Source organism: Ruegeria sp. BC8 (assembly GCF_056535705.1).
The window spans coordinates 893,103-909,701 of the sequence record NZ_JBQFIV010000001.1; the positions used below are offsets into that span (position 1 = coordinate 893,103).

Annotated in this window: 18 protein-coding genes; 16 read left to right on the top strand and 2 right to left on the bottom strand. The window is 60.2% G+C overall.

Annotated elements, in window-relative coordinates; genetic code table 11:
• From ACR3EK_RS04645 to ACR3EK_RS04715, 15 genes are all read left to right on the top strand, one after another.
• A complete protein-coding gene (locus ACR3EK_RS04645) occupies positions 1-417 on the top strand; it encodes an MAPEG family protein (protein WP_170341009.1) in 417 nt (138 codons plus the stop codon).
• Positions 417-794, top strand: coding sequence for a hypothetical protein (locus ACR3EK_RS04650; protein ID WP_170341011.1), 378 nt, complete (start codon positions 417-419; stop codon positions 792-794). The genes ACR3EK_RS04645 and ACR3EK_RS04650 overlap by 1 nt, the downstream gene beginning before the upstream one ends.
• A gap of 98 nt (positions 795-892) precedes the next feature.
• Positions 893-1,297, top strand: a complete 405-nt coding sequence (locus ACR3EK_RS04655) for a DUF5333 domain-containing protein (RefSeq protein ID WP_170357345.1) — start codon at positions 893-895, stop codon at positions 1,295-1,297.
• A 3-nt stretch (positions 1,298-1,300) separates the two neighbouring features.
• Complete coding sequence (gene nuoG / locus ACR3EK_RS04660; protein ID WP_480632802.1) at positions 1,301-3,286, top strand: NADH-quinone oxidoreductase subunit NuoG; 1,986 nt, start codon at positions 1,301-1,303, stop codon at positions 3,284-3,286.
• Between the two features lie 240 nt (positions 3,287-3,526).
• On the top strand, positions 3,527-4,564 hold the full coding sequence (gene nuoH / locus ACR3EK_RS04665; protein ID WP_170340401.1) for an NADH-quinone oxidoreductase subunit NuoH: 1,038 nt from the start codon (positions 3,527-3,529) through the stop codon (positions 4,562-4,564).
• Positions 4,565-4,566: 2 nt separating this feature from the next.
• Positions 4,567-5,061, top strand: a complete 495-nt coding sequence (gene nuoI, locus ACR3EK_RS04670) for an NADH-quinone oxidoreductase subunit NuoI (RefSeq protein WP_093964915.1) — start codon at positions 4,567-4,569, stop codon at positions 5,059-5,061.
• A complete protein-coding gene (locus tag ACR3EK_RS04675) occupies positions 5,058-5,480 on the top strand; it encodes a carboxymuconolactone decarboxylase family protein (protein ID WP_170341019.1) in 423 nt (140 codons plus the stop codon). The genes nuoI and ACR3EK_RS04675 overlap by 4 nt, the downstream gene beginning before the upstream one ends.
• Positions 5,477-6,079 (top strand): NADH-quinone oxidoreductase subunit J, encoded by a 603-nt coding sequence (locus tag ACR3EK_RS04680; RefSeq protein ID WP_170340404.1) that lies wholly within the window; start codon positions 5,477-5,479, stop codon positions 6,077-6,079. Before ACR3EK_RS04675 ends, ACR3EK_RS04680 begins: the two co-directional genes overlap by 4 nt.
• A gap of 4 nt (positions 6,080-6,083) precedes the next feature.
• The gene (gene nuoK, locus ACR3EK_RS04685; protein WP_005984024.1) at positions 6,084-6,389 is read left to right on the top strand and encodes an NADH-quinone oxidoreductase subunit NuoK; all 306 of its coding nucleotides are present in this window, start codon (positions 6,084-6,086) and stop codon (positions 6,387-6,389) included.
• Between the two features lie 6 nt (positions 6,390-6,395).
• Positions 6,396-8,522 carry an NADH-quinone oxidoreductase subunit L gene (nuoL, locus tag ACR3EK_RS04690; RefSeq protein WP_480632803.1) on the top strand — a complete coding sequence of 709 codons (2,127 nt, stop codon included), beginning with the start codon at positions 6,396-6,398 and terminating at the stop codon, positions 8,520-8,522.
• Positions 8,522-10,063 carry an NADH-quinone oxidoreductase subunit M gene (locus ACR3EK_RS04695; protein WP_170365885.1) on the top strand — a complete coding sequence of 514 codons (1,542 nt, stop codon included), beginning with the start codon at positions 8,522-8,524 and terminating at the stop codon, positions 10,061-10,063. Before nuoL ends, ACR3EK_RS04695 begins: the two co-directional genes overlap by 1 nt.
• Positions 10,064-10,078: 15 nt before the next feature.
• Complete coding sequence (gene nuoN, locus ACR3EK_RS04700; protein ID WP_170368179.1) at positions 10,079-11,521, top strand: NADH-quinone oxidoreductase subunit NuoN; 1,443 nt, start codon at positions 10,079-10,081, stop codon at positions 11,519-11,521.
• A gap of 54 nt (positions 11,522-11,575) precedes the next feature.
• Positions 11,576-12,325: a biotin--[acetyl-CoA-carboxylase] ligase gene (locus ACR3EK_RS04705; RefSeq protein WP_480632804.1), complete on the top strand. Its 750-nt coding sequence runs from the start codon at positions 11,576-11,578 to the stop codon at positions 12,323-12,325.
• Between the two features lie 11 nt (positions 12,326-12,336).
• On the top strand, positions 12,337-13,116 hold the full coding sequence (locus ACR3EK_RS04710) for a type III pantothenate kinase (protein WP_170391064.1): 780 nt from the start codon (positions 12,337-12,339) through the stop codon (positions 13,114-13,116).
• Positions 13,113-14,780, top strand: a complete 1,668-nt coding sequence (locus ACR3EK_RS04715; protein ID WP_170450649.1) for a ribonuclease J — start codon at positions 13,113-13,115, stop codon at positions 14,778-14,780. The genes ACR3EK_RS04710 and ACR3EK_RS04715 overlap by 4 nt, the downstream gene beginning before the upstream one ends.
• A 6-nt stretch (positions 14,781-14,786) precedes the next feature.
• Here ACR3EK_RS04715 and ACR3EK_RS04720 read toward each other — a convergent pair whose 3' ends face one another.
• Positions 14,787-15,488: an NUDIX hydrolase gene (locus ACR3EK_RS04720; protein WP_170581368.1), complete on the bottom strand. Its 702-nt coding sequence runs from the start codon at positions 15,486-15,488 to the stop codon at positions 14,787-14,789.
• 24 nt (positions 15,489-15,512) lie between these two features.
• Positions 15,513-15,911, bottom strand: a complete 399-nt coding sequence (locus tag ACR3EK_RS04725; RefSeq protein WP_480632805.1) for a DUF983 domain-containing protein — start codon at positions 15,909-15,911, stop codon at positions 15,513-15,515.
• 219 nt (positions 15,912-16,130) lie between these two features.
• On the opposite strand from ACR3EK_RS04725, the gene ACR3EK_RS04730 reads away from it, so the two are divergent.
• Positions 16,131-16,598 carry an EF-hand domain-containing protein gene (locus ACR3EK_RS04730; RefSeq protein WP_480632806.1) on the top strand — a complete coding sequence of 156 codons (468 nt, stop codon included), beginning with the start codon at positions 16,131-16,133 and terminating at the stop codon, positions 16,596-16,598.
• Position 16,599: the final 1 nt, after the last annotated feature.

The window sequence follows — 16,599 nt, forward strand, 5'->3', positions numbered from 1 at the left end:
ATGGAAGCCTATGCAGAGTATTCCCACGCGATTGCGTCTTTGGTGATTTTCACACTGGTCGTTTTGTTCCTGTCGCCGTTTTCGGCACTGGCGAAACAGGGCAAAGGGCTGGCTCCTGGCGCGACCCCCGACCAGGACTACGCCGACAAGGCCTATCGCCTGAACCGTTCCTACCTGAACGGCACCGAGACTTTGCCCGCGTTTCTGGCCGTTACTGTGGCAGCCATTCTATTGGGCGCCAGCCCGTTCTGGGTGAACTGGCTGGCCGCGATTGCCTTGGTCGCGCGACTGGTGATGCTTGTCGTACACATTCAAGGCGTCGGCAAACCGCATAGCGGTATTCGTTCTGTCCTGTATGTGGTGGCGTGGGCCTGCATGTTCGTGATTGGGATCCTTGCATTGGTGGCTGCGTTCTGATGGCCGTCACACTTGTTGATATCACCGCGAACCTGCGTCGCCCGGCTGTCGGTGTGCTTGTTCTGCTGACGCTGCTTTCGGCCTGCGGGACAGCGCCAACCAGCGACCGGATCCTGTTTGACGGCAAGTCGTTTCGGGCCAAGGCAAAGCCGGTCGACAAGAAACGGTCGCCTGCGGATTTCACAGTGACGATCAAAGGCGTGTCGGCTTCGCTGGACGGCGCGCGCGAGGCTGGTCGTTACGAGGGCACCCGGTTCTGCATTCAGAATTTCGGTTCCTCCCGCATTGCGTGGAAGGTTGGTCCTGACACCGAACCGCAGAACCTGCGCGTCGAAAATGACAGCCTGACATTTGCCGGAGCCTGTCAACGACCATGAGCTTCGCTATTGCATATCCTGCGCTGATCGGACGGTCGTTATTGCATAACAGCCGTGCCGCGGAACGTCTTGGGGAACCCAAGACGAAAGGATATGTCATGAAACTTGTGAAACTTGCCGCATTTGCCTGTGCGATGGCGTTGCCCGTCTCAGCGGACGCCAAACCGCCCTTGCGCGAAGTCAAGGAAATCGACAACGAGCTCTACTACATCGCCATCGCAAATGAGATCTCGGAATACTGCCCGTCGATCAGTGGGCGGCGTATGAAGGCAATCGGCGTGATGTGGAGCCTACGGTCCAAGGCCAACAGCCTGGGTTATTCGGACGGCGAGATCCGGGCCTATGTCGAGTCGGATTCCGAAAAGGCGCGGATGCGGGCCAAAGGCGAGAAATACCTCGCGCAGAACGGCGTGAGCTACGGAAAAGCTGAAACATTCTGTGCCCTGGGGCGCAAGGAAATCGAACGAAACAGCGCCATTGGCGTGTATTTGAGGGCGAACTAGACCATGTCTGACCTCCGCAAGATCGTAATCGACGACAAAGAAATCGAAGTCGATGGCGCGATGACCCTGATCCAGGCCTGCGAACAGGCCGGGGTCGAGGTGCCGCGGTTCTGCTATCATGAGCGCCTGTCGATTGCCGGTAACTGCCGCATGTGCCTGGTCGAGGTCGTGGGCGGGCCGCCCAAGCCCGCCGCCTCGTGCGCGATGCAGGTGCGCGATCTGCGCCCAGGGCCGGAAGGTCAACCGCCGGTGGTCAAGACCAACTCTCCCATGGTCAAGAAGGCCCGGGAAGGCGTCATGGAGTTTCTGCTGATCAACCACCCCTTGGATTGCCCGATCTGTGACCAGGGCGGTGAATGCGATCTGCAGGACCAGGCAATGGCCTACGGTATGTCGGCCAGCCGGTTCAAAGAAGCCAAGCGGGCCGTGGATGATCTGGATCTGGGTCCGCTAGTTGGCACGGCGATGACCCGCTGTATCAGCTGCACCCGCTGTGTGCGTTTCACGACCGAGATCGCGGGTATCGACCAGATGGGCCAGACGGGCCGGGGCGAGGATGCGGAAATTACCTCGTACCTGAACCAGACGCTGGATTCGAACCTGCAGGGCAACATCATTGACCTGTGCCCGGTGGGGGCGCTGACTTCCAAGCCTTATGCCTTTACCGCACGCCCGTGGGAACTGACCAAGACCGAAACCATCGACGTGATGGATGCGCTGGGATCGAATATTCGTGTCGATACCAAGGGCCGCGAAGTGATGCGCATTCTGCCGCGAAACCATGATAGCGTGAACGAAGAGTGGATCTCGGACAAGACGCGTTTTGTCTGGGACGGTTTGCGCCGTCAACGTCTGGACACGCCCTATATCCGTGAAAACGGTCGCCTGCGTGCTGCCAGCTGGCCCGAGGCTTTGGCCACCGCCGCAGCGGCGATGAAGGGCAAGAAGGTTGCAGGTCTGATCGGCGATCTGGTTCCTGTCGAAGCCGCCTTTGCGTTGAAGCAGATGATCGAGGGGCTGGGTGGCAAGGTCGAATGCCGAACCGACAATGCCCGCCTGCCTATCGGTAACCGTTCGGGCTATGTCGGCAATGTGACGATCGAGGAGATCGACACGGCGAAAGAGATCATCCTGATCGGCACCAACCCGCGGGACGAGGCCCCGGTGCTGAATGCGCGCATCCGCAAGGCGTGGCTGGCGGGCGCCGATGTCAAATTGATCGGCCCGGCCGTTGATCTGACTTATGACTACGAGCATCTTGGCACCGACCGCGATGCGCTGGCCAAGGCCAAGGCAAGCAGCGAAGCCGTTGTGATCGTCGGACAGGGCGCCGTGTCCGAGGCAGACGGTCTGGCCGTTTTGGCCGCTGCGCGCGCGCTGTCGGGTCGGATGCTTGTTCTGCACACTGCGGCCGCCCGCGTCGGTGCGATGGATGTGGGTGCAGTGACGGAGGGTGGCCTTGAGGCTGCAATCGACGGCGCCGAGGTGATCTTCAATCTGGGCTCGGACGAGGTCGATATCGATGCGGGCCCGTTTGTCATCTACCAAGGCAGCCACGGAGACCGCGGTGCACACCGCGCCGACGTCATCCTGCCTAGCGCGGCCTATACCGAGGAAAACGGTCTCTTCGTCAACACCGAGGGTCGCCCTCAATTGGCGATGCGCGCCGGATTTGCACCGGGTGAAGCCAAGGAAAACTGGGCGATCCTGCGGGCGCTTTCGGCAGAGTTGGGCGAGAAACTTCCTTATGACACGTTGGCCCAGCTGCGGCAAAAGCTGATCGAAGCAGTGCCGCATCTGGCCGGGATCGACCAAGTGCCCGAGAACGAAGAACAGGCAATCGAGGTCGGACCTTTGGGGCAGGCCGATTTCCGGACCGTGATCAAGGATTTCTATCTGACCAACCCGATTGCACGAGCCTCGCAGTTGATGGCCGAGCTTTCGGCGCTGGCCAAGGCGCGCGGTGACCAAAAGATTGCCGCGGAATGAGGCTTGCGACGACCATAAACCGCAAAGCGGGCGGAAACCCGAGCTCGTTTTTCCGAGAGGAGATGCGAGGGGCGTGGTCGTGTGTTTTGCCGAATGAAATGAAGGAAAAAGGTGGCGTGCAGGCAGCGGATGCTGTTTACACCAACTCGCCAAACCAATCGCAGGCGACGCGAGTCTCCGACCAGCCGGTCGGGCCTCGCGATGGCAGCGGAAAACGGAATACCCACGGTGTGAGGACCAATGGCTGAATTCTTTGACACCCCAGGCGGAATAGCCCTGATCATATTGGCGCAGGTGCTGGCCGTCGTGGCCTTCGTGATGATCTCGCTGCTGTTTCTGGTCTATGGCGACCGCAAGATCTGGGCCGCGGTCCAGATGCGTCGCGGCCCCAACGTGGTTGGCGTTTACGGCCTGCTGCAATCGGTGGCGGACGCGCTGAAATACGTCGTCAAAGAGGTGGTGATCCCTGCCGGCGCGGACAGGACTGTTTTCATCCTGGCGCCGCTGACGTCGTTCGTCCTGGCCATGATCGCCTGGGCGGTCATTCCGTTCAATGACGGCTGGGTCTTGTCTGACATCAACGTGGCCATCTTGTACGTGTTCGCAGTGTCCTCTCTCGAGGTTTACGGCGTGATCATGGGCGGATGGGCGTCGAACTCGAAATACCCGTTCCTGGGCTCGCTGCGCTCGGCCGCGCAGATGATTTCTTATGAGGTTTCGATCGGCCTGATCATCATTGGGGTGATCATTTCGACCGGGTCGATGAATTTTGGTGACATCGTGCGGGCGCAGGATGGCTCGTTCGGGTTCTTCAGCTGGTACTGGCTGCCGCATTTCCCGATGGTCTTCCTGTTCTTCATCTCGGCCCTGGCCGAGACCAACCGCCCGCCGTTCGACCTGCCCGAAGCGGAATCGGAACTGGTCGCCGGTTATCAAGTCGAATACTCGGCAACGCCCTTCCTGCTGTTCATGGCGGGCGAATACATCGCCATCTTCCTGATGTGCGCGCTGACCACGCTGTTGTTCTTCGGTGGCTGGCTGTCGCCGATCCCCGGCCTGCCCGATGGCGTGCTGTGGATGGTCGCCAAGATGGCGTTCTTCTTCTTCCTCTTCGCGATGGTCAAGGCGATCACGCCCCGTTACCGCTATGACCAGCTGATGCGGCTGGGCTGGAAAGTGTTCCTGCCGTTCAGCCTGGTGTGGGTGGTGTTCGTGGCCTTTGCGGCGAAATTCGACTGGTTCTGGGGTGCATTCGCCCGTTGGAGCGTAGGAGGCTGACAATGGCAAATATCGACTATACCCGCGCGGCCAAATACTTCCTTCTGCAGGATTTCTGGGTCGGCATGAAGCTGGGATTGAAGTACTTCTTCGCCCCCAAGGCCACCGTGAACTACCCCCACGAAAAGGGTCCGCTGTCGCCCCGGTTCCGCGGTGAACACGCCCTGCGCCGTTATCCCAACGGCGAGGAGCGCTGCATCGCCTGCAAATTGTGCGAGGCTGTGTGCCCCGCGCAGGCCATCACCATCGACGCCGAACCGCGCGAGGACGGCAGCCGCCGTACCACGCGATATGACATCGACATGACCAAGTGCATCTACTGCGGCTTCTGCCAAGAGGCCTGCCCGGTCGATGCCATCGTCGAAGGACCTAATTTCGAATTCGCCACGGAAACCCGCGAAGAGCTGTTCTATGACAAGCAGAAGCTGCTGGACAACGGTGAACGCTGGGAAGCCGAGATCGCCCGCAATCTGGAACTGGACGCGCCCTACCGATGAGCGATCCGACGAAAAACCCATTCGAGCAGATGCTCAGACAGGCGCATGACATGGCCAAGGCGTTCAACCCGGCGCTGGAGAGCTATTCGCCCGTCGACGCGATGCGCGGCTTCGAGGCGTTGTGGCCGACCATGCCCAAAGAGGTCATGGAGATGATGTTCGGCAACACCGTCAATCCGGGCGGACTGGATGCCAAGACCCGCCTGTTGCTGACGCTGGCCGGGCTGACCTGTCAGGGCGCACAGGCCGACACGGCCCTGCGCCAGACGGTACGCCATGCCATCGAGGCAGGGGCCAAGAAACAAGAGATCGTGGAAACGATCGGTCAGATGTCGGTCTTTGCCGGCATCCCGGCCATGACCCGGGCGCTGGAACTGGCGCAGGAGGCCATGGGCGAAAACGAGGAAGATGACCAATGAGCGTATTTGCCTTTTACCTCTTTGCCATCAGCGCCATCACCGGCGGGCTGTTCACCGTGATCAGCCGGCAGCCGGTGCATTCGGTGCTGTGGCTGATCCTGGCCTTCCTTTCGTCGGCGGGACTGTTCGTGCTGCTGGGGGCGGAATTCGTCGCCATGCTGCTGATCATCGTCTATGTCGGCGCGGTGGCGGTGCTGTTCCTGTTCGTGGTGATGATGCTGGACGTGGACTTTGCCGAGCTCAAGGCCGAGATGGCGCGCTACATGCCTCTGGCCCTGCTGATCGGTCTGGTCATCCTGATGCAGTTCGTCATGGCCTTTGGCGCCTGGGACAGCGCTCAAGGCGCGGCGGCCAACCTGGCCCAGCCGATCCCTGCCGACCGCCACAACACCGAGGCACTGGGTGTCATCCTTTACGATCAATACTTCCTTCTGTTCCAACTGGCGGGCCTGATCCTGCTGGTGGCCATGATCGGCGCCATCGTGCTGACGCTGCGCCACCGCAAGGACATCAAGCGTCAGGACATCGTCGGCCAGATGATGCGTGACCCGGCCAAGGCAATGGAGTTGAAGGACGTGAAACCGGGGCAGGGACTTTGAGACGATGATCGGACTTGAACACTATCTTACCGTCGCGGCGACGCTGTTCGTCATCGGCATCTTCGGTCTCTTCCTGAACCGCAAGAACGTCATCATCCTGCTGATGAGCATCGAACTGATGCTGTTGGCCGTGAACATCAACCTCGTGGCGTTTTCCAGTTTCCTCGGCGATCTGGTCGGGCAGGTGTTTACGCTGTTCGTGCTGACCGTGGCCGCGGCCGAGGCTGCCATCGGGTTGGCCATTCTGGTCTGCTTCTTCCGCAACCGCGGCACCATCGCGGTTGAAGACGTCAACATGATGAAGGGGTAAGGGATCATGGAAACCACAATCCTCTTTGCCCCGCTCGTGGGCGCGCTGATCTGCGGCTTTGGCTGGAAGTTCATAGGCGAAAAGGCCGCGCTGTGGACGGCGACGGGTCTGCTGTTCCTGGCCTGTTTGCTGTCGTGGATCGTCTTCTTCAGCTTTGACGGGCAGACCCAGCAGATCGAGATCATGCGCTGGATCGAGAGCGGCTCGCTGTCGACCTCGTGGGCCGTTCGTCTGGACCGGCTGACCGCCATCATGTTGATCGTCGTCACCACCGTTTCGGCGCTCGTGCACCTTTATTCGTTCGGCTATATGGATCACGACCCGCAGTGGCGCGAGGGCGAAAGCTACAAGCCGCGCTTCTTTGCATATCTGTCCTTCTTCACCTTCGCCATGCTGATGCTGGTGACGGCCGACAACCTCGTACAGATGTTCTTCGGCTGGGAAGGCGTGGGCGTCGCGTCGTACCTGCTGATCGGTTTTTACTATCGCAAACCCTCGGCCAATGCGGCGGCGATGAAAGCGTTCATCGTCAACCGTGTGGGCGACTTCGGCTTCGCGCTTGGGATATTTGCGCTGTTCTTCCTGACCGACAGCATCAACTTCTCGGATATCTTTGCCGCTGCACCCCAGCTGGCAGAAACGCAACTGACCTTCCTGTGGGGCGAATGGACCGCGATCGAGGTCATCTGCGTGCTGCTGTTCATCGGTGCGATGGGCAAGTCGGCGCAGTTGATCCTGCACACCTGGTTGCCGGACGCGATGGAGGGCCCGACGCCCGTGTCGGCGCTGATCCACGCGGCCACCATGGTGACGGCCGGTGTGTTCCTGGTTTGCCGCATGTCGCCGCTGATGGAGTTCGCACCGGGTGCAACCGGGTTCGTCACCGTGCTGGGGGCTGCCACCGCTTTCTTTGCCGCGACCGTGGGCTTGGTGCAGACGGACATCAAACGCGTGATCGCCTATTCGACCTGCTCGCAGCTGGGCTACATGTTCGTGGCCGCAGGCGTGGGCATGTATTCGGCGGCGATGTTCCACCTGTTCACGCATGCCTTCTTCAAGGCGCTCTTGTTCCTGGGGGCGGGTTCGGTGATCCACGCCATGCACCACGAACAGGACGTGATGAACTATGGCAACCTGCGCAAGAAGATCCCCTATACCTTCTGGGCGATGATGATCGGTACCCTGGCCATCACCGGTGTCGGCATCCCGCTGACCACGATCGGCTTTGCCGGTTTCCTGTCCAAGGACGCCATCATCGAAAGCGCCTATGCCGGCGGATCGGCCTTCGGGTTCTGGGCGCTGGTGATCGCGGCCGCGATGACCTCGTTCTACAGCTGGCGCCTGATCTTCCTGACCTTCTATGGCGAGGAGCGGGGCGACAAGCACACGCATGAGCACGCGCACGAAAGCCCTATGGTAATGCTGGTCCCGCTGGGTGTTCTGTCGCTGGGCGCCGTGTTCGCGGGCATGATCTGGTACAACAACTTCTTCGGGCACGCAGATCAGGTTGGCAAGTTCTATGGCATTCCGGTGGCCGAGGCGCATGCCGAGGCCGGTGACCATGCCAAGGCCGATGACCATGGCGACGACACGCATGCCACCGAATCCCATGGCGATGAGGCCGCGCATGATGACAAGGCGAAGGGCGGGGATCACCACTATGCCTTTGTCGGCAAACCGGGCGAGGGCGCGCTGTACATCGCGCCGGACAACCATGTTCTGGACGACGCGCATGCGGCGCCGAAATGGGTCAAGGTCTCGCCGTTCATCGCAATGGTTCTGGGCTTTGGACTGGCTTACCTGTTCTACATCGTGAACCCGGCGCTGCCGGGCCGCCTGGCCGAGAACCAGCGTCCGCTGTACCTGTTCCTCAAGAACAAGTGGTACTTTGACGAAATCTACGACGCGATCCTTGTCAAACCGACCGTGGCCCTGGGCCGGTTCCTGTGGAAGGGCGGTGACGGCAAGACGATCGACGGTTTCCTGAACGGAGTAGCAATGGGCGTCGTTCCCTTCTTCACCCGCCTCGCAGGCAAGGCGCAGACGGGCTACATCTTTACTTACGCCTTCTGGATGGTTCTGGGGATCGCCGCCCTGGTCACCTGGATGTCGATCGGCGGAGGCGCAAACTGATGGACAATATCCTATCCATTGTAACGTTCATTCCGGCCATTTCCGCCGGTCTGATGGCGCTGTTCCTGCACGGCAACGATGTGGCCGCACAGCGCAATGCCAAGTGGATCGCGCTGGTTGCGACCACAGTGACCTTCCTTGTTTCGATCGGAATCTATACCGAGTTCGACCCATCGAACACCGGCTTCCAGATGGTGGAAGAGGGTCAGTGGCTGCTGGGCCTGAAGTACAAGATGGGCGTGGATGGCATCAGCGTTCTGTTCGTGCTGCTGACCACCTTCATCATGCCGCTGACCATCTTGGCCAGCTGGAACGTGACCGACCGGGTCAAGGAATACATGATCGCCTTCCTGCTTCTGGAAACGCTGATGCTCGGCGTGTTCATGGCGCTGGATCTGGTGCTGTTCTACCTGTTCTTCGAAGCCGGGCTGATCCCGATGTTCCTGATCATCGGGATCTGGGGCGGCAAGGACCGGATCTACGCCAGCTTCAAGTTCTTCCTCTACACCTTCCTCGGCTCGGTTCTGATGCTGGTGGCGATGGTAGCGATGTATGCGGATGCAGGCACAACGGACATTGCCGCGCTCATGACGCACCAGTTCTCGTCCGAGAGCTTCAGCGTGCTGGGTGTCCACATTGTCGGCGGTATGCAGACGCTGATGTTCCTCGCGTTCTTTGCGTCCTTCGCGGTGAAGATGCCGATGTGGCCCGTGCACACCTGGTTGCCAGACGCGCACGTTCAGGCACCGACGGCGGGCTCGGTCGTGCTGGCGGCAATTCTGCTGAAGATGGGTGGCTATGGTTTCCTGCGTTTCAGCTTGCCCATGTTCCCTGTCGGGTCGGCCGTGATGACCGATCTGGTGCTGTGGCTGTCGGCAATCGCCGTGGTCTATACCTCGTTGGTGGCGCTGGTGCAGGAGGACATGAAAAAGCTGATCGCCTATTCTTCGGTCGCGCATATGGGTTTTGTGACCATGGGCATCTTTGCCGCCAACCAGCAGGGCATCGACGGCGCGATTTTCCAGATGCTCAGCCACGGGTTCATCTCGGCCGCGCTGTTCCTTTGTGTTGGCGTGATCTACGACCGGATGCACACCCGCGACATCGAGGCCTATGGCGGCCTGGTGATCCGGATGCCGGCCTATGCGTTGGTGTTCATGCTGTTCACCATGGCCAATGTGGGCCTGCCGGGCACCAGCGGGTTCATCGGCGAATTCCTAACGCTGATGGGCACCTTCCAGGTCAACACCTGGGTGACCGCAGTGGCGGCCAGCGGTGTGATCTTCTCGGCAGCTTATGCGCTGTGGCTGTATCGCCGCGTGGTCTTTGGCGACCTGATCAAGGAAAGCCTCAAGTCGATCACCGACATGAGCACTCGCGAACGCCTGATCTTTGCGCCGCTGATCGTCATGACCATCCTGCTGGGGGTCTATCCGTCGCTGGTCACCGACGTGATCGGCAATTCGACCGCCGCGCTGATTTCGAACTATGACACGGCTCTGGCCGCGGCCCAAGCCGCGACCCAGGTCGCTTCGCACTAAGGGAGCTTTGGAGACATGATCCAGGCTGATCTCACTGTAATTCTGCCGGAAATCATTCTGGCGATCTATGCGATGGCGGCGCTGATCGGAGCTGTCTACACCAGCAAGGATGCGCTGGCTCCGGTTCTGGTCTGGACGACGGCCGGACTGATGGCGGCGCTGTCGTTCTGGATCGCGTCGAACGGCTCGGGGACCAACGTGGCCTTCAACGGCATGTTCATCGACGACGGGTTCGCCCGATTTGCAAAGGTCGCGATTCTGCTATCGGCCGCCGCGGTTCTGGTTATGAGCCAGGAGTACATGGCGCGCCGGAACCTGCTGCGTTTCGAGTATCCGTTGCTGGTGGCTTTGGCAGCGGTCGGCATGATGATGATGGTCAGCGCCGGCGATTTGATGTCGCTCTATATGGGTCTCGAGCTGCAGTCGCTGTCTCTGTATGTCGTGGCGGCCCTGCGCCGTGACAGCGCCAAATCGACCGAGGCGGGGCTGAAGTATTTCGTTTTGGGTGCGCTCAGTTCAGGATTGCTGCTGTTCGGCGCATCTCTGGTCTATGGGTTCACCGGTACGACGCTGTTCTCGGGCATCATCAACACGGTGCATCACGGCGATGTCTCGGTTGGGCTTCTGTTTGGCCTTGTTCTGCTGATCTCGGGTTTGGCATTCAAGATTTCGGCGGTTCCGTTCCACATGTGGACACCGGACGTTTACGAGGGCTCGCCCACTCCGGTGACGGCTTTCTTTGCAACCGCACCCAAAGTTGCAGCGATGGCCTTGTTCGCGCGCGTTCTGCATGATGCGTTCGGCGGTGCCATCGCGGACTGGCAGCAGGTGATCGTGCTGCTTTCGGTCCTGTCGATGTTGCTGGGGGCCGTGGCTGCCATCGGGCAGCGCGACATCAAACGGCTGATGGCCTATTCGTCAATTGCACATATGGGGTACGCGCTGATCGGTCTGGCCGCAGGCACCGAATTGGGTGTCAAAGCGATGCTGATGTATCTGGCGATCTATGTGACCATGAATATCGGCACCTTCGCCTTCATCCTGATGATGGAGCGCGACGGCAAGCCGGTGACAGACATCGACGCCCTGCGCCAGTATTCCAAGCGGGATCCGGGCAAGGCGCTGGCCGTGCTGATCCTGATGTTCAGCCTTGCCGGCGTGCCGCCAATGCTGGGGTTCTTCGCCAAGTTCGGCGTTTGGCAGGCCGGTGTGCAAGCTGACCTGATTGGGTTGGTCATCGTATCGGCAATCGCCTCGGTGATCGGTGCCTTCTACTATCTGCGGATCGTCTTCTACATGTATTTTGGCGACGAAAATGAAGATCCGATCGAAACCCGCTCGACCCCGGTATTGTGGGTTGCTCTGATGGGGTCGGCCGCATTGATGTTGATCGGTGTGGTCTACCAGTTCGGGATCGAGGGCGCAGCGGCAGCCGCGGCGACGACACTTGTCAACTGATCCGTTCAATAAAGCTTGGAAAGGGGCTCGGCCATCAGGCCGGGCCTTTTTGGCATGAGCACCTGGCCCCAAGGATACGGTCTGCATATCCTGCAGGAAGTTGACAGCACCCTGAACGAGGCTGCTCGGATCGCACCCACTGCTGCGGGTCCGGTCTGGATCATGGCGCATCATCAAACCGCTGCGCGTGGCAGGCGCGGCCGGGCGTGGTCCAACCCCCAGGGCAACCTGGCAGCAACCTTGTTGCTGCGGCCCGAGGGCAATCCAGAGCAGGCAGCCCTTCGCAGCTTTGTTGCCGCGCTGGCGCTTTTTGATGCCTGTGTTTCGGTCACCGGTCGCGCACAGGGGTTCGCATTGAAATGGCCGAATGACGTGTTGTTGAACGGCGGGAAACTGGCCGGCATCCTGTTGGAAAGCACGGGGCAGGGGCGCGACGTATCCCACCTTGCGATCGGCATCGGGGTGAACCTCGCAGACGCGCCTGATCCTGAGACAGTTGAGCAGGGAGCTCTGCGGCCCGTTTCGTTGTTGTCGGAAACCGGGGCTCAGGTGTCCGCCGAGGATTTTCTGACTGAACTCGCCGATGCCTACGCAAAGCTCGAACTGCAGTTTGTTACCTACGGGTTTGAACCGATCCGCCAAGCGTGGCTGGCCCGGGCTGCGAAGCTGGGCGAGGTGATTACCGCGCGCACAGGTGCTTCGGAAACCGTCGGGACCTTTGAAACGGTGGACGCGGGCGGCAACCTTGTCCTAAACACCGCCAAGGGCCGCGTCAGCATTCCGGCGGCAGACGTTTATTTCTGAAAGGGGCGCATATGCTTCTGGCCATTGACTGCGGCAACACGAACACCGTTTTCTCGATCTGGGATGGCGAGAAATTCCTGTGCACGCTGCGCACCTCAACGCACCATGCCCGCACGGCCGATGCCTATTTCACCTGGTACTCGACCCTGGTGAAACATTACGGGATCGAGGCTGACATCACCGACGTCATCATTGCCTCGACGGTGCCGCGGGTGGTGTTCAACCTGCGCGTCTTTGCCGACCGGTTCTTTGGATGCCGGCCGTTGGTGGTGGGCAAGCCCGATTGTGAGTTGCCGGTAGCGCCGCGCGTTGATGAAGGGACGATTCCCGGTCCGGACCGTCTGGCGAATGCGGCCGGTGCCTTTGATCGGCACGGCGGGAATGTCGTGGTGGTGGATTTCGGGACCGCCACGAATTTCGATGTGGTCGCCGCTGATGGCGCCTATGTCGGAGGAGTTATCGCCCCCGGCGTGAACCTCAGTCTCGAGGCCTTGCACCAGGGCGCTGCAGCTCTGCCGCATATCGACGTGACGCGTCCCGAGAAAGTCATCGGCACAAACACGGTTGGATGTATCCAGTCAGGTGTGTATTGGGGGTATTCCGGCCTCATCGAAGGTTTGATCGACAGGATCAAGGCGGAATACGGAATGCCCATGAAGGTCATAGGGACGGGCGGTCTTGCACCGCTGTTCGATCAGGCCGATGTGGGCTTTGATGCAATTGAAGACGATCTGACGATGCACGGGCTTACCGTGATCCATCGCTACAACAAGGAAACTGGCTCGGCATGAGCAGCGAAAGACTGATCTACTTGCCGCTCGGCGGCGCGGGCGAAATCGGTATGAACGCCTATGTCTACGGCTATGGCAAACCCGGTCAGGAACGTCTGATCCTGGTCGATCTGGGCGTGACCTTTCCCGACATGGATACAACGCCGGGCGTCGATCTGATTTACGCCGACATTTCGTGGTTGAAGGAACGTGCGGATCGGCTTGAGGCGATCTTCGTCACCCATGCGCACGAAGATCACGTCGGCGCCGTGGCCCATTGTCATGAGGCCCTTGGCGCGCCGGTCTACGCGCGTGCCTTCACCGCAAATATCGCGCGCCGCAAAATGGAAGATGCCGGACATCCGCCCGAAGCCGTGCGCACCGTTTCCGCCTGGCCCGAGCAGATCAAGGCAGGTCCGTTTACAGTCGGGTTCCTGCCCGTTTCGCATTCGATCCCCGAGAGTGCGGCGCTGGTGATCGACACGCCGGCCGGCCGTGTCGTGCATACCGGTGATTTCAAACTGGACACCAATCCGGTTGTGGGCGAACCGTTTGATCCCGATCTTTGGGCCGAAGTGGCCAAGCCTGGGGTCAAGGCGTTGGTTTGTGACAGCACCAACGTGTTTTCCTCGCATCCCGGTCGCTCGGAGTCGGAGGTTGGGCCGGCCATCACCCAATTGGTCGAGGACGCGACCGGTATGGTGGTTGCAACGACCTTTGCGTCGAATGTCGCGCGGGTCAAAACGCTGGCCGAGGCCGGGCATCGGGCGGGTCGTTCGGTGGTTCTGTTGGGCCGGGCCATGCGCCGCATGATCGAGGCTGCGACTGAAACCGGTATCCTGTCTGATTTTCCGCGCGTGATCAGCGCTGAGGAAGCCTTGGATCTGCCCCGCCAGAACCTGATGCTGATCGTCACCGGCAGCCAGGGTGAGCGCCGCGCGGCCAGCGCGCAGTTGGCGCGCGGCAAATACCGGGGGATCGAGCTGAAGGATGGCGACCTGTTCCTTTTCTCCTCGAAGACCATTCCGGGGAATGAACGCGGTGTGATCCGCATCATGAACCAACTGAGCGAAAAAGGCGTCGACGTGGTCGATGACAGCGCTGGCTTGTACCACGTTTCCGGCCACGCCAACCGCCCTGATCTTGAGCAGATGCATGCCTTGGTCGATCCTCAGATCGTCGTTCCAATGCACGGTGAACACAGGCATCTGCGGGAACACGCCAAGCTGGCCGAGGCCGCAGGTCGTGCCGGTGTCCTGGCGGTCAATGGCACGATGCTGGATCTGTCGGGGAACGCGCCCGAGGTCGTGGATTATGTCGAGACCGGCCGGACCTACCTGGACGGTTCCGTCAAGATTGGCGCGCTGGACGGTGTGGTGCGGGACCGTATCCGCATGGCTCTGAACGGGCACGTGACCGTAACTGTCATCCTGGACGAAGACGATGAGCCACTGGGCGAACCTTGGTGCGATACCATGGGGCTGCCGGAAACCGGCGTGTCGCGGGCCGGATTGATCGAGGTGCTGGAAGAGGACCTGAACCAGTTCCTGATGCGGGCTGAGGTCAAAACGCTGCGGGACGATGACAAGCTGGAAGAAGCCATGCGTCGCATCGTTCGACAAAGTGCACAGATCGAAATCGGCAAAAAGCCCGAAGTCACAGTTGTAATAAGCCGAATGAAATAAGGCGGCTCAGTCTGTTTCGGGCATCGGGTGGCCCTTGAGACGCTGGAACAGACTGGCTTCTTCGTTGTTCAGAAAGAACGGCACGGAGTCGGGGGGCGTTGTATCTGATACGCGCGCCTCGACTTCCGACAGAACAACCTCGGTGATGAAGGGCAAGTCGAACTCCCGCGCCTGTTCCAGCGGAATCCACTGTAGATGTGACAGTTCATCCGAGGCCTGGCTGAAATCGTCCAGATCACCAGCGATCGCATCTGCGTCCAAAAGAAAAAACCGGGCGTCGAACCGGCGCGGACGTCCGGGCGGGGTAACCGCGCGGAACACGAACTGCAGCGCTTCGGCCGACGGAATGTAGCCTCTTTCCGCGAAGCCGGTCCAGGCTTGTGGAACCGGACCCGGCCAGGTGTCGCGGACACCGAGGATAAAGCCGGTCTCCTCCCACAACTCGCGAATTGCCGCTGCCGCCAGTGGCACATGCAGTCCGGCAGGAGCCTGATCGCTCAGCCTTTGTTGGCAAATCTCGGGTACCGGAGTGGCCAGCGGAACTTGCGCGTCCTCAGCATCCACGGCACCCCCCGGAAACACGAACTTGTTCGGCATGAAGGCCGCCGCGGCACCACGTTGGCCCATCAGGATCGACGGGGTTCGAAAACGGTCGCGCAAAACGATGATCGTCGCGGCGTCGCGAATTGCGGATTTGTCCACGGTCATGAGAAGCTCAGCTGCATTGACGGGTCACTTGCTGTCGCCGAACCCATGCATCTTCCGGGCCCATTGAAAGCCGACGACCGCTCCTTTGAGCCTGGGCAGAAGGAACAGCGACAGGGCAACGCAAGCTATCGAAAAGCCGATTGCCATGGCCCATGGAGATGGGCGCAAGCCGACGTAAGTGACATGCAGCGCCGGAGCCAGAAGGTGTCCGACCAGCAGAATGGTCAAGTAGGCCGGCCCGTCATCTGCCCTGTGGTGAAACAATTCCTGACCGCAGTTTTCGCAGGTATCATTCACCTTCAGGTAGCTGTGCAACAGCTTGCCTTCGCCGCAATTGGGGCATTTGCATCGGAACCCTTTCACGATGGCGGGCCACGTGGGGCGTTCCTCCTGAGAGAGGGTGTCGATGGTTTGATCTGTCATCTTGATACTCGCGCTCGGATTTCGGGGATATTGCGCTTGTTTCATCCCGCAGAAAAGGGGGGTGCGTCGCTTTGCACCGACCCTCTCGAAAATATTGACCGGAAATGCGGGTTTCAATGCCGGAAAAAAATTCTGCGGACAGCGACGGAAACTTTGCCGGGCTGCGTTTGAATGAATGTAAGCAGCGGCACAGGGCCGCGACAACAAAGGAAACGAGCAATGAAGAGCGCAAAATTTATCTCGGCCATCATTCTGTCTGCAGTTGCCGTCACCGGGACGGCTGCGCTGGCCAAAGGACCTCGCGACCGTGAACCGGTCAGCTTTCAGGAGCTGGATACCAACGGTGACGGCCAGGTGACCAAGGCCGAGATGGAGGCCCATCGCCTGCAGAAGTTCACCTCGGCCGATACCGACGGTGACGGAAAGCTCAGCGTCGAAGAAATGCAGGCCGAGGCCCAGAAGAAGGCAAACGACCGCGTTTCCGACATGTTCGAGCGTCATGATGCCGACAAAGACGGCTTTCTGACTGCGGACGAGTTGCCGAAACCGCGCCGGGCTGACAAGATGTTTGACCGCCTTGATGCGGATGGAAACGGATCTCTGTCCGAGCAGGAGTTCGCCAATGCACGGGATGGAATGGGTCGGCACCACAAGAAGGGTGGCCGCCCGGACCCAGATAACAACTGAC

Excerpts from the sequence above, each read along its gene's own strand:
- ACR3EK_RS04645 (WP_170341009.1), top strand. The coding sequence starts at position 1 with ATGGAAGCCTATGCAGAGTATTCCCACGCGATTGCGTCTTTGGTGATT.
- ACR3EK_RS04650 (WP_170341011.1), top strand. The coding sequence starts at position 417 with ATGGCCGTCACACTTGTTGATATCACCGCGAACCTGCGTCGCCCGGCT.
- ACR3EK_RS04655 (WP_170357345.1), top strand. The coding sequence starts at position 893 with ATGAAACTTGTGAAACTTGCCGCATTTGCCTGTGCGATGGCGTTGCCC.
- nuoG (WP_480632802.1), top strand. The coding sequence starts at position 1,301 with ATGTCTGACCTCCGCAAGATCGTAATCGACGACAAAGAAATCGAAGTC.
- nuoH (WP_170340401.1), top strand. The coding sequence starts at position 3,527 with ATGGCTGAATTCTTTGACACCCCAGGCGGAATAGCCCTGATCATATTG.
- nuoI (WP_093964915.1), top strand. The coding sequence starts at position 4,567 with ATGGCAAATATCGACTATACCCGCGCGGCCAAATACTTCCTTCTGCAG.
- ACR3EK_RS04675 (WP_170341019.1), top strand. The coding sequence starts at position 5,058 with ATGAGCGATCCGACGAAAAACCCATTCGAGCAGATGCTCAGACAGGCG.
- ACR3EK_RS04680 (WP_170340404.1), top strand. The coding sequence starts at position 5,477 with ATGAGCGTATTTGCCTTTTACCTCTTTGCCATCAGCGCCATCACCGGC.
- nuoK (WP_005984024.1), top strand. The coding sequence starts at position 6,084 with ATGATCGGACTTGAACACTATCTTACCGTCGCGGCGACGCTGTTCGTC.
- nuoL (WP_480632803.1), top strand. The coding sequence starts at position 6,396 with ATGGAAACCACAATCCTCTTTGCCCCGCTCGTGGGCGCGCTGATCTGC.
- ACR3EK_RS04695 (WP_170365885.1), top strand. The coding sequence starts at position 8,522 with ATGGACAATATCCTATCCATTGTAACGTTCATTCCGGCCATTTCCGCC.
- nuoN (WP_170368179.1), top strand. The coding sequence starts at position 10,079 with ATGATCCAGGCTGATCTCACTGTAATTCTGCCGGAAATCATTCTGGCG.
- ACR3EK_RS04705 (WP_480632804.1), top strand. The coding sequence starts at position 11,576 with ATGAGCACCTGGCCCCAAGGATACGGTCTGCATATCCTGCAGGAAGTT.
- ACR3EK_RS04710 (WP_170391064.1), top strand. The coding sequence starts at position 12,337 with ATGCTTCTGGCCATTGACTGCGGCAACACGAACACCGTTTTCTCGATC.
- ACR3EK_RS04715 (WP_170450649.1), top strand. The coding sequence starts at position 13,113 with ATGAGCAGCGAAAGACTGATCTACTTGCCGCTCGGCGGCGCGGGCGAA.
- ACR3EK_RS04720 (WP_170581368.1), bottom strand. The coding sequence starts at position 15,488 with ATGACCGTGGACAAATCCGCAATTCGCGACGCCGCGACGATCATCGTT.
- ACR3EK_RS04725 (WP_480632805.1), bottom strand. The coding sequence starts at position 15,911 with ATGACAGATCAAACCATCGACACCCTCTCTCAGGAGGAACGCCCCACG.
- ACR3EK_RS04730 (WP_480632806.1), top strand. The coding sequence starts at position 16,131 with ATGAAGAGCGCAAAATTTATCTCGGCCATCATTCTGTCTGCAGTTGCC.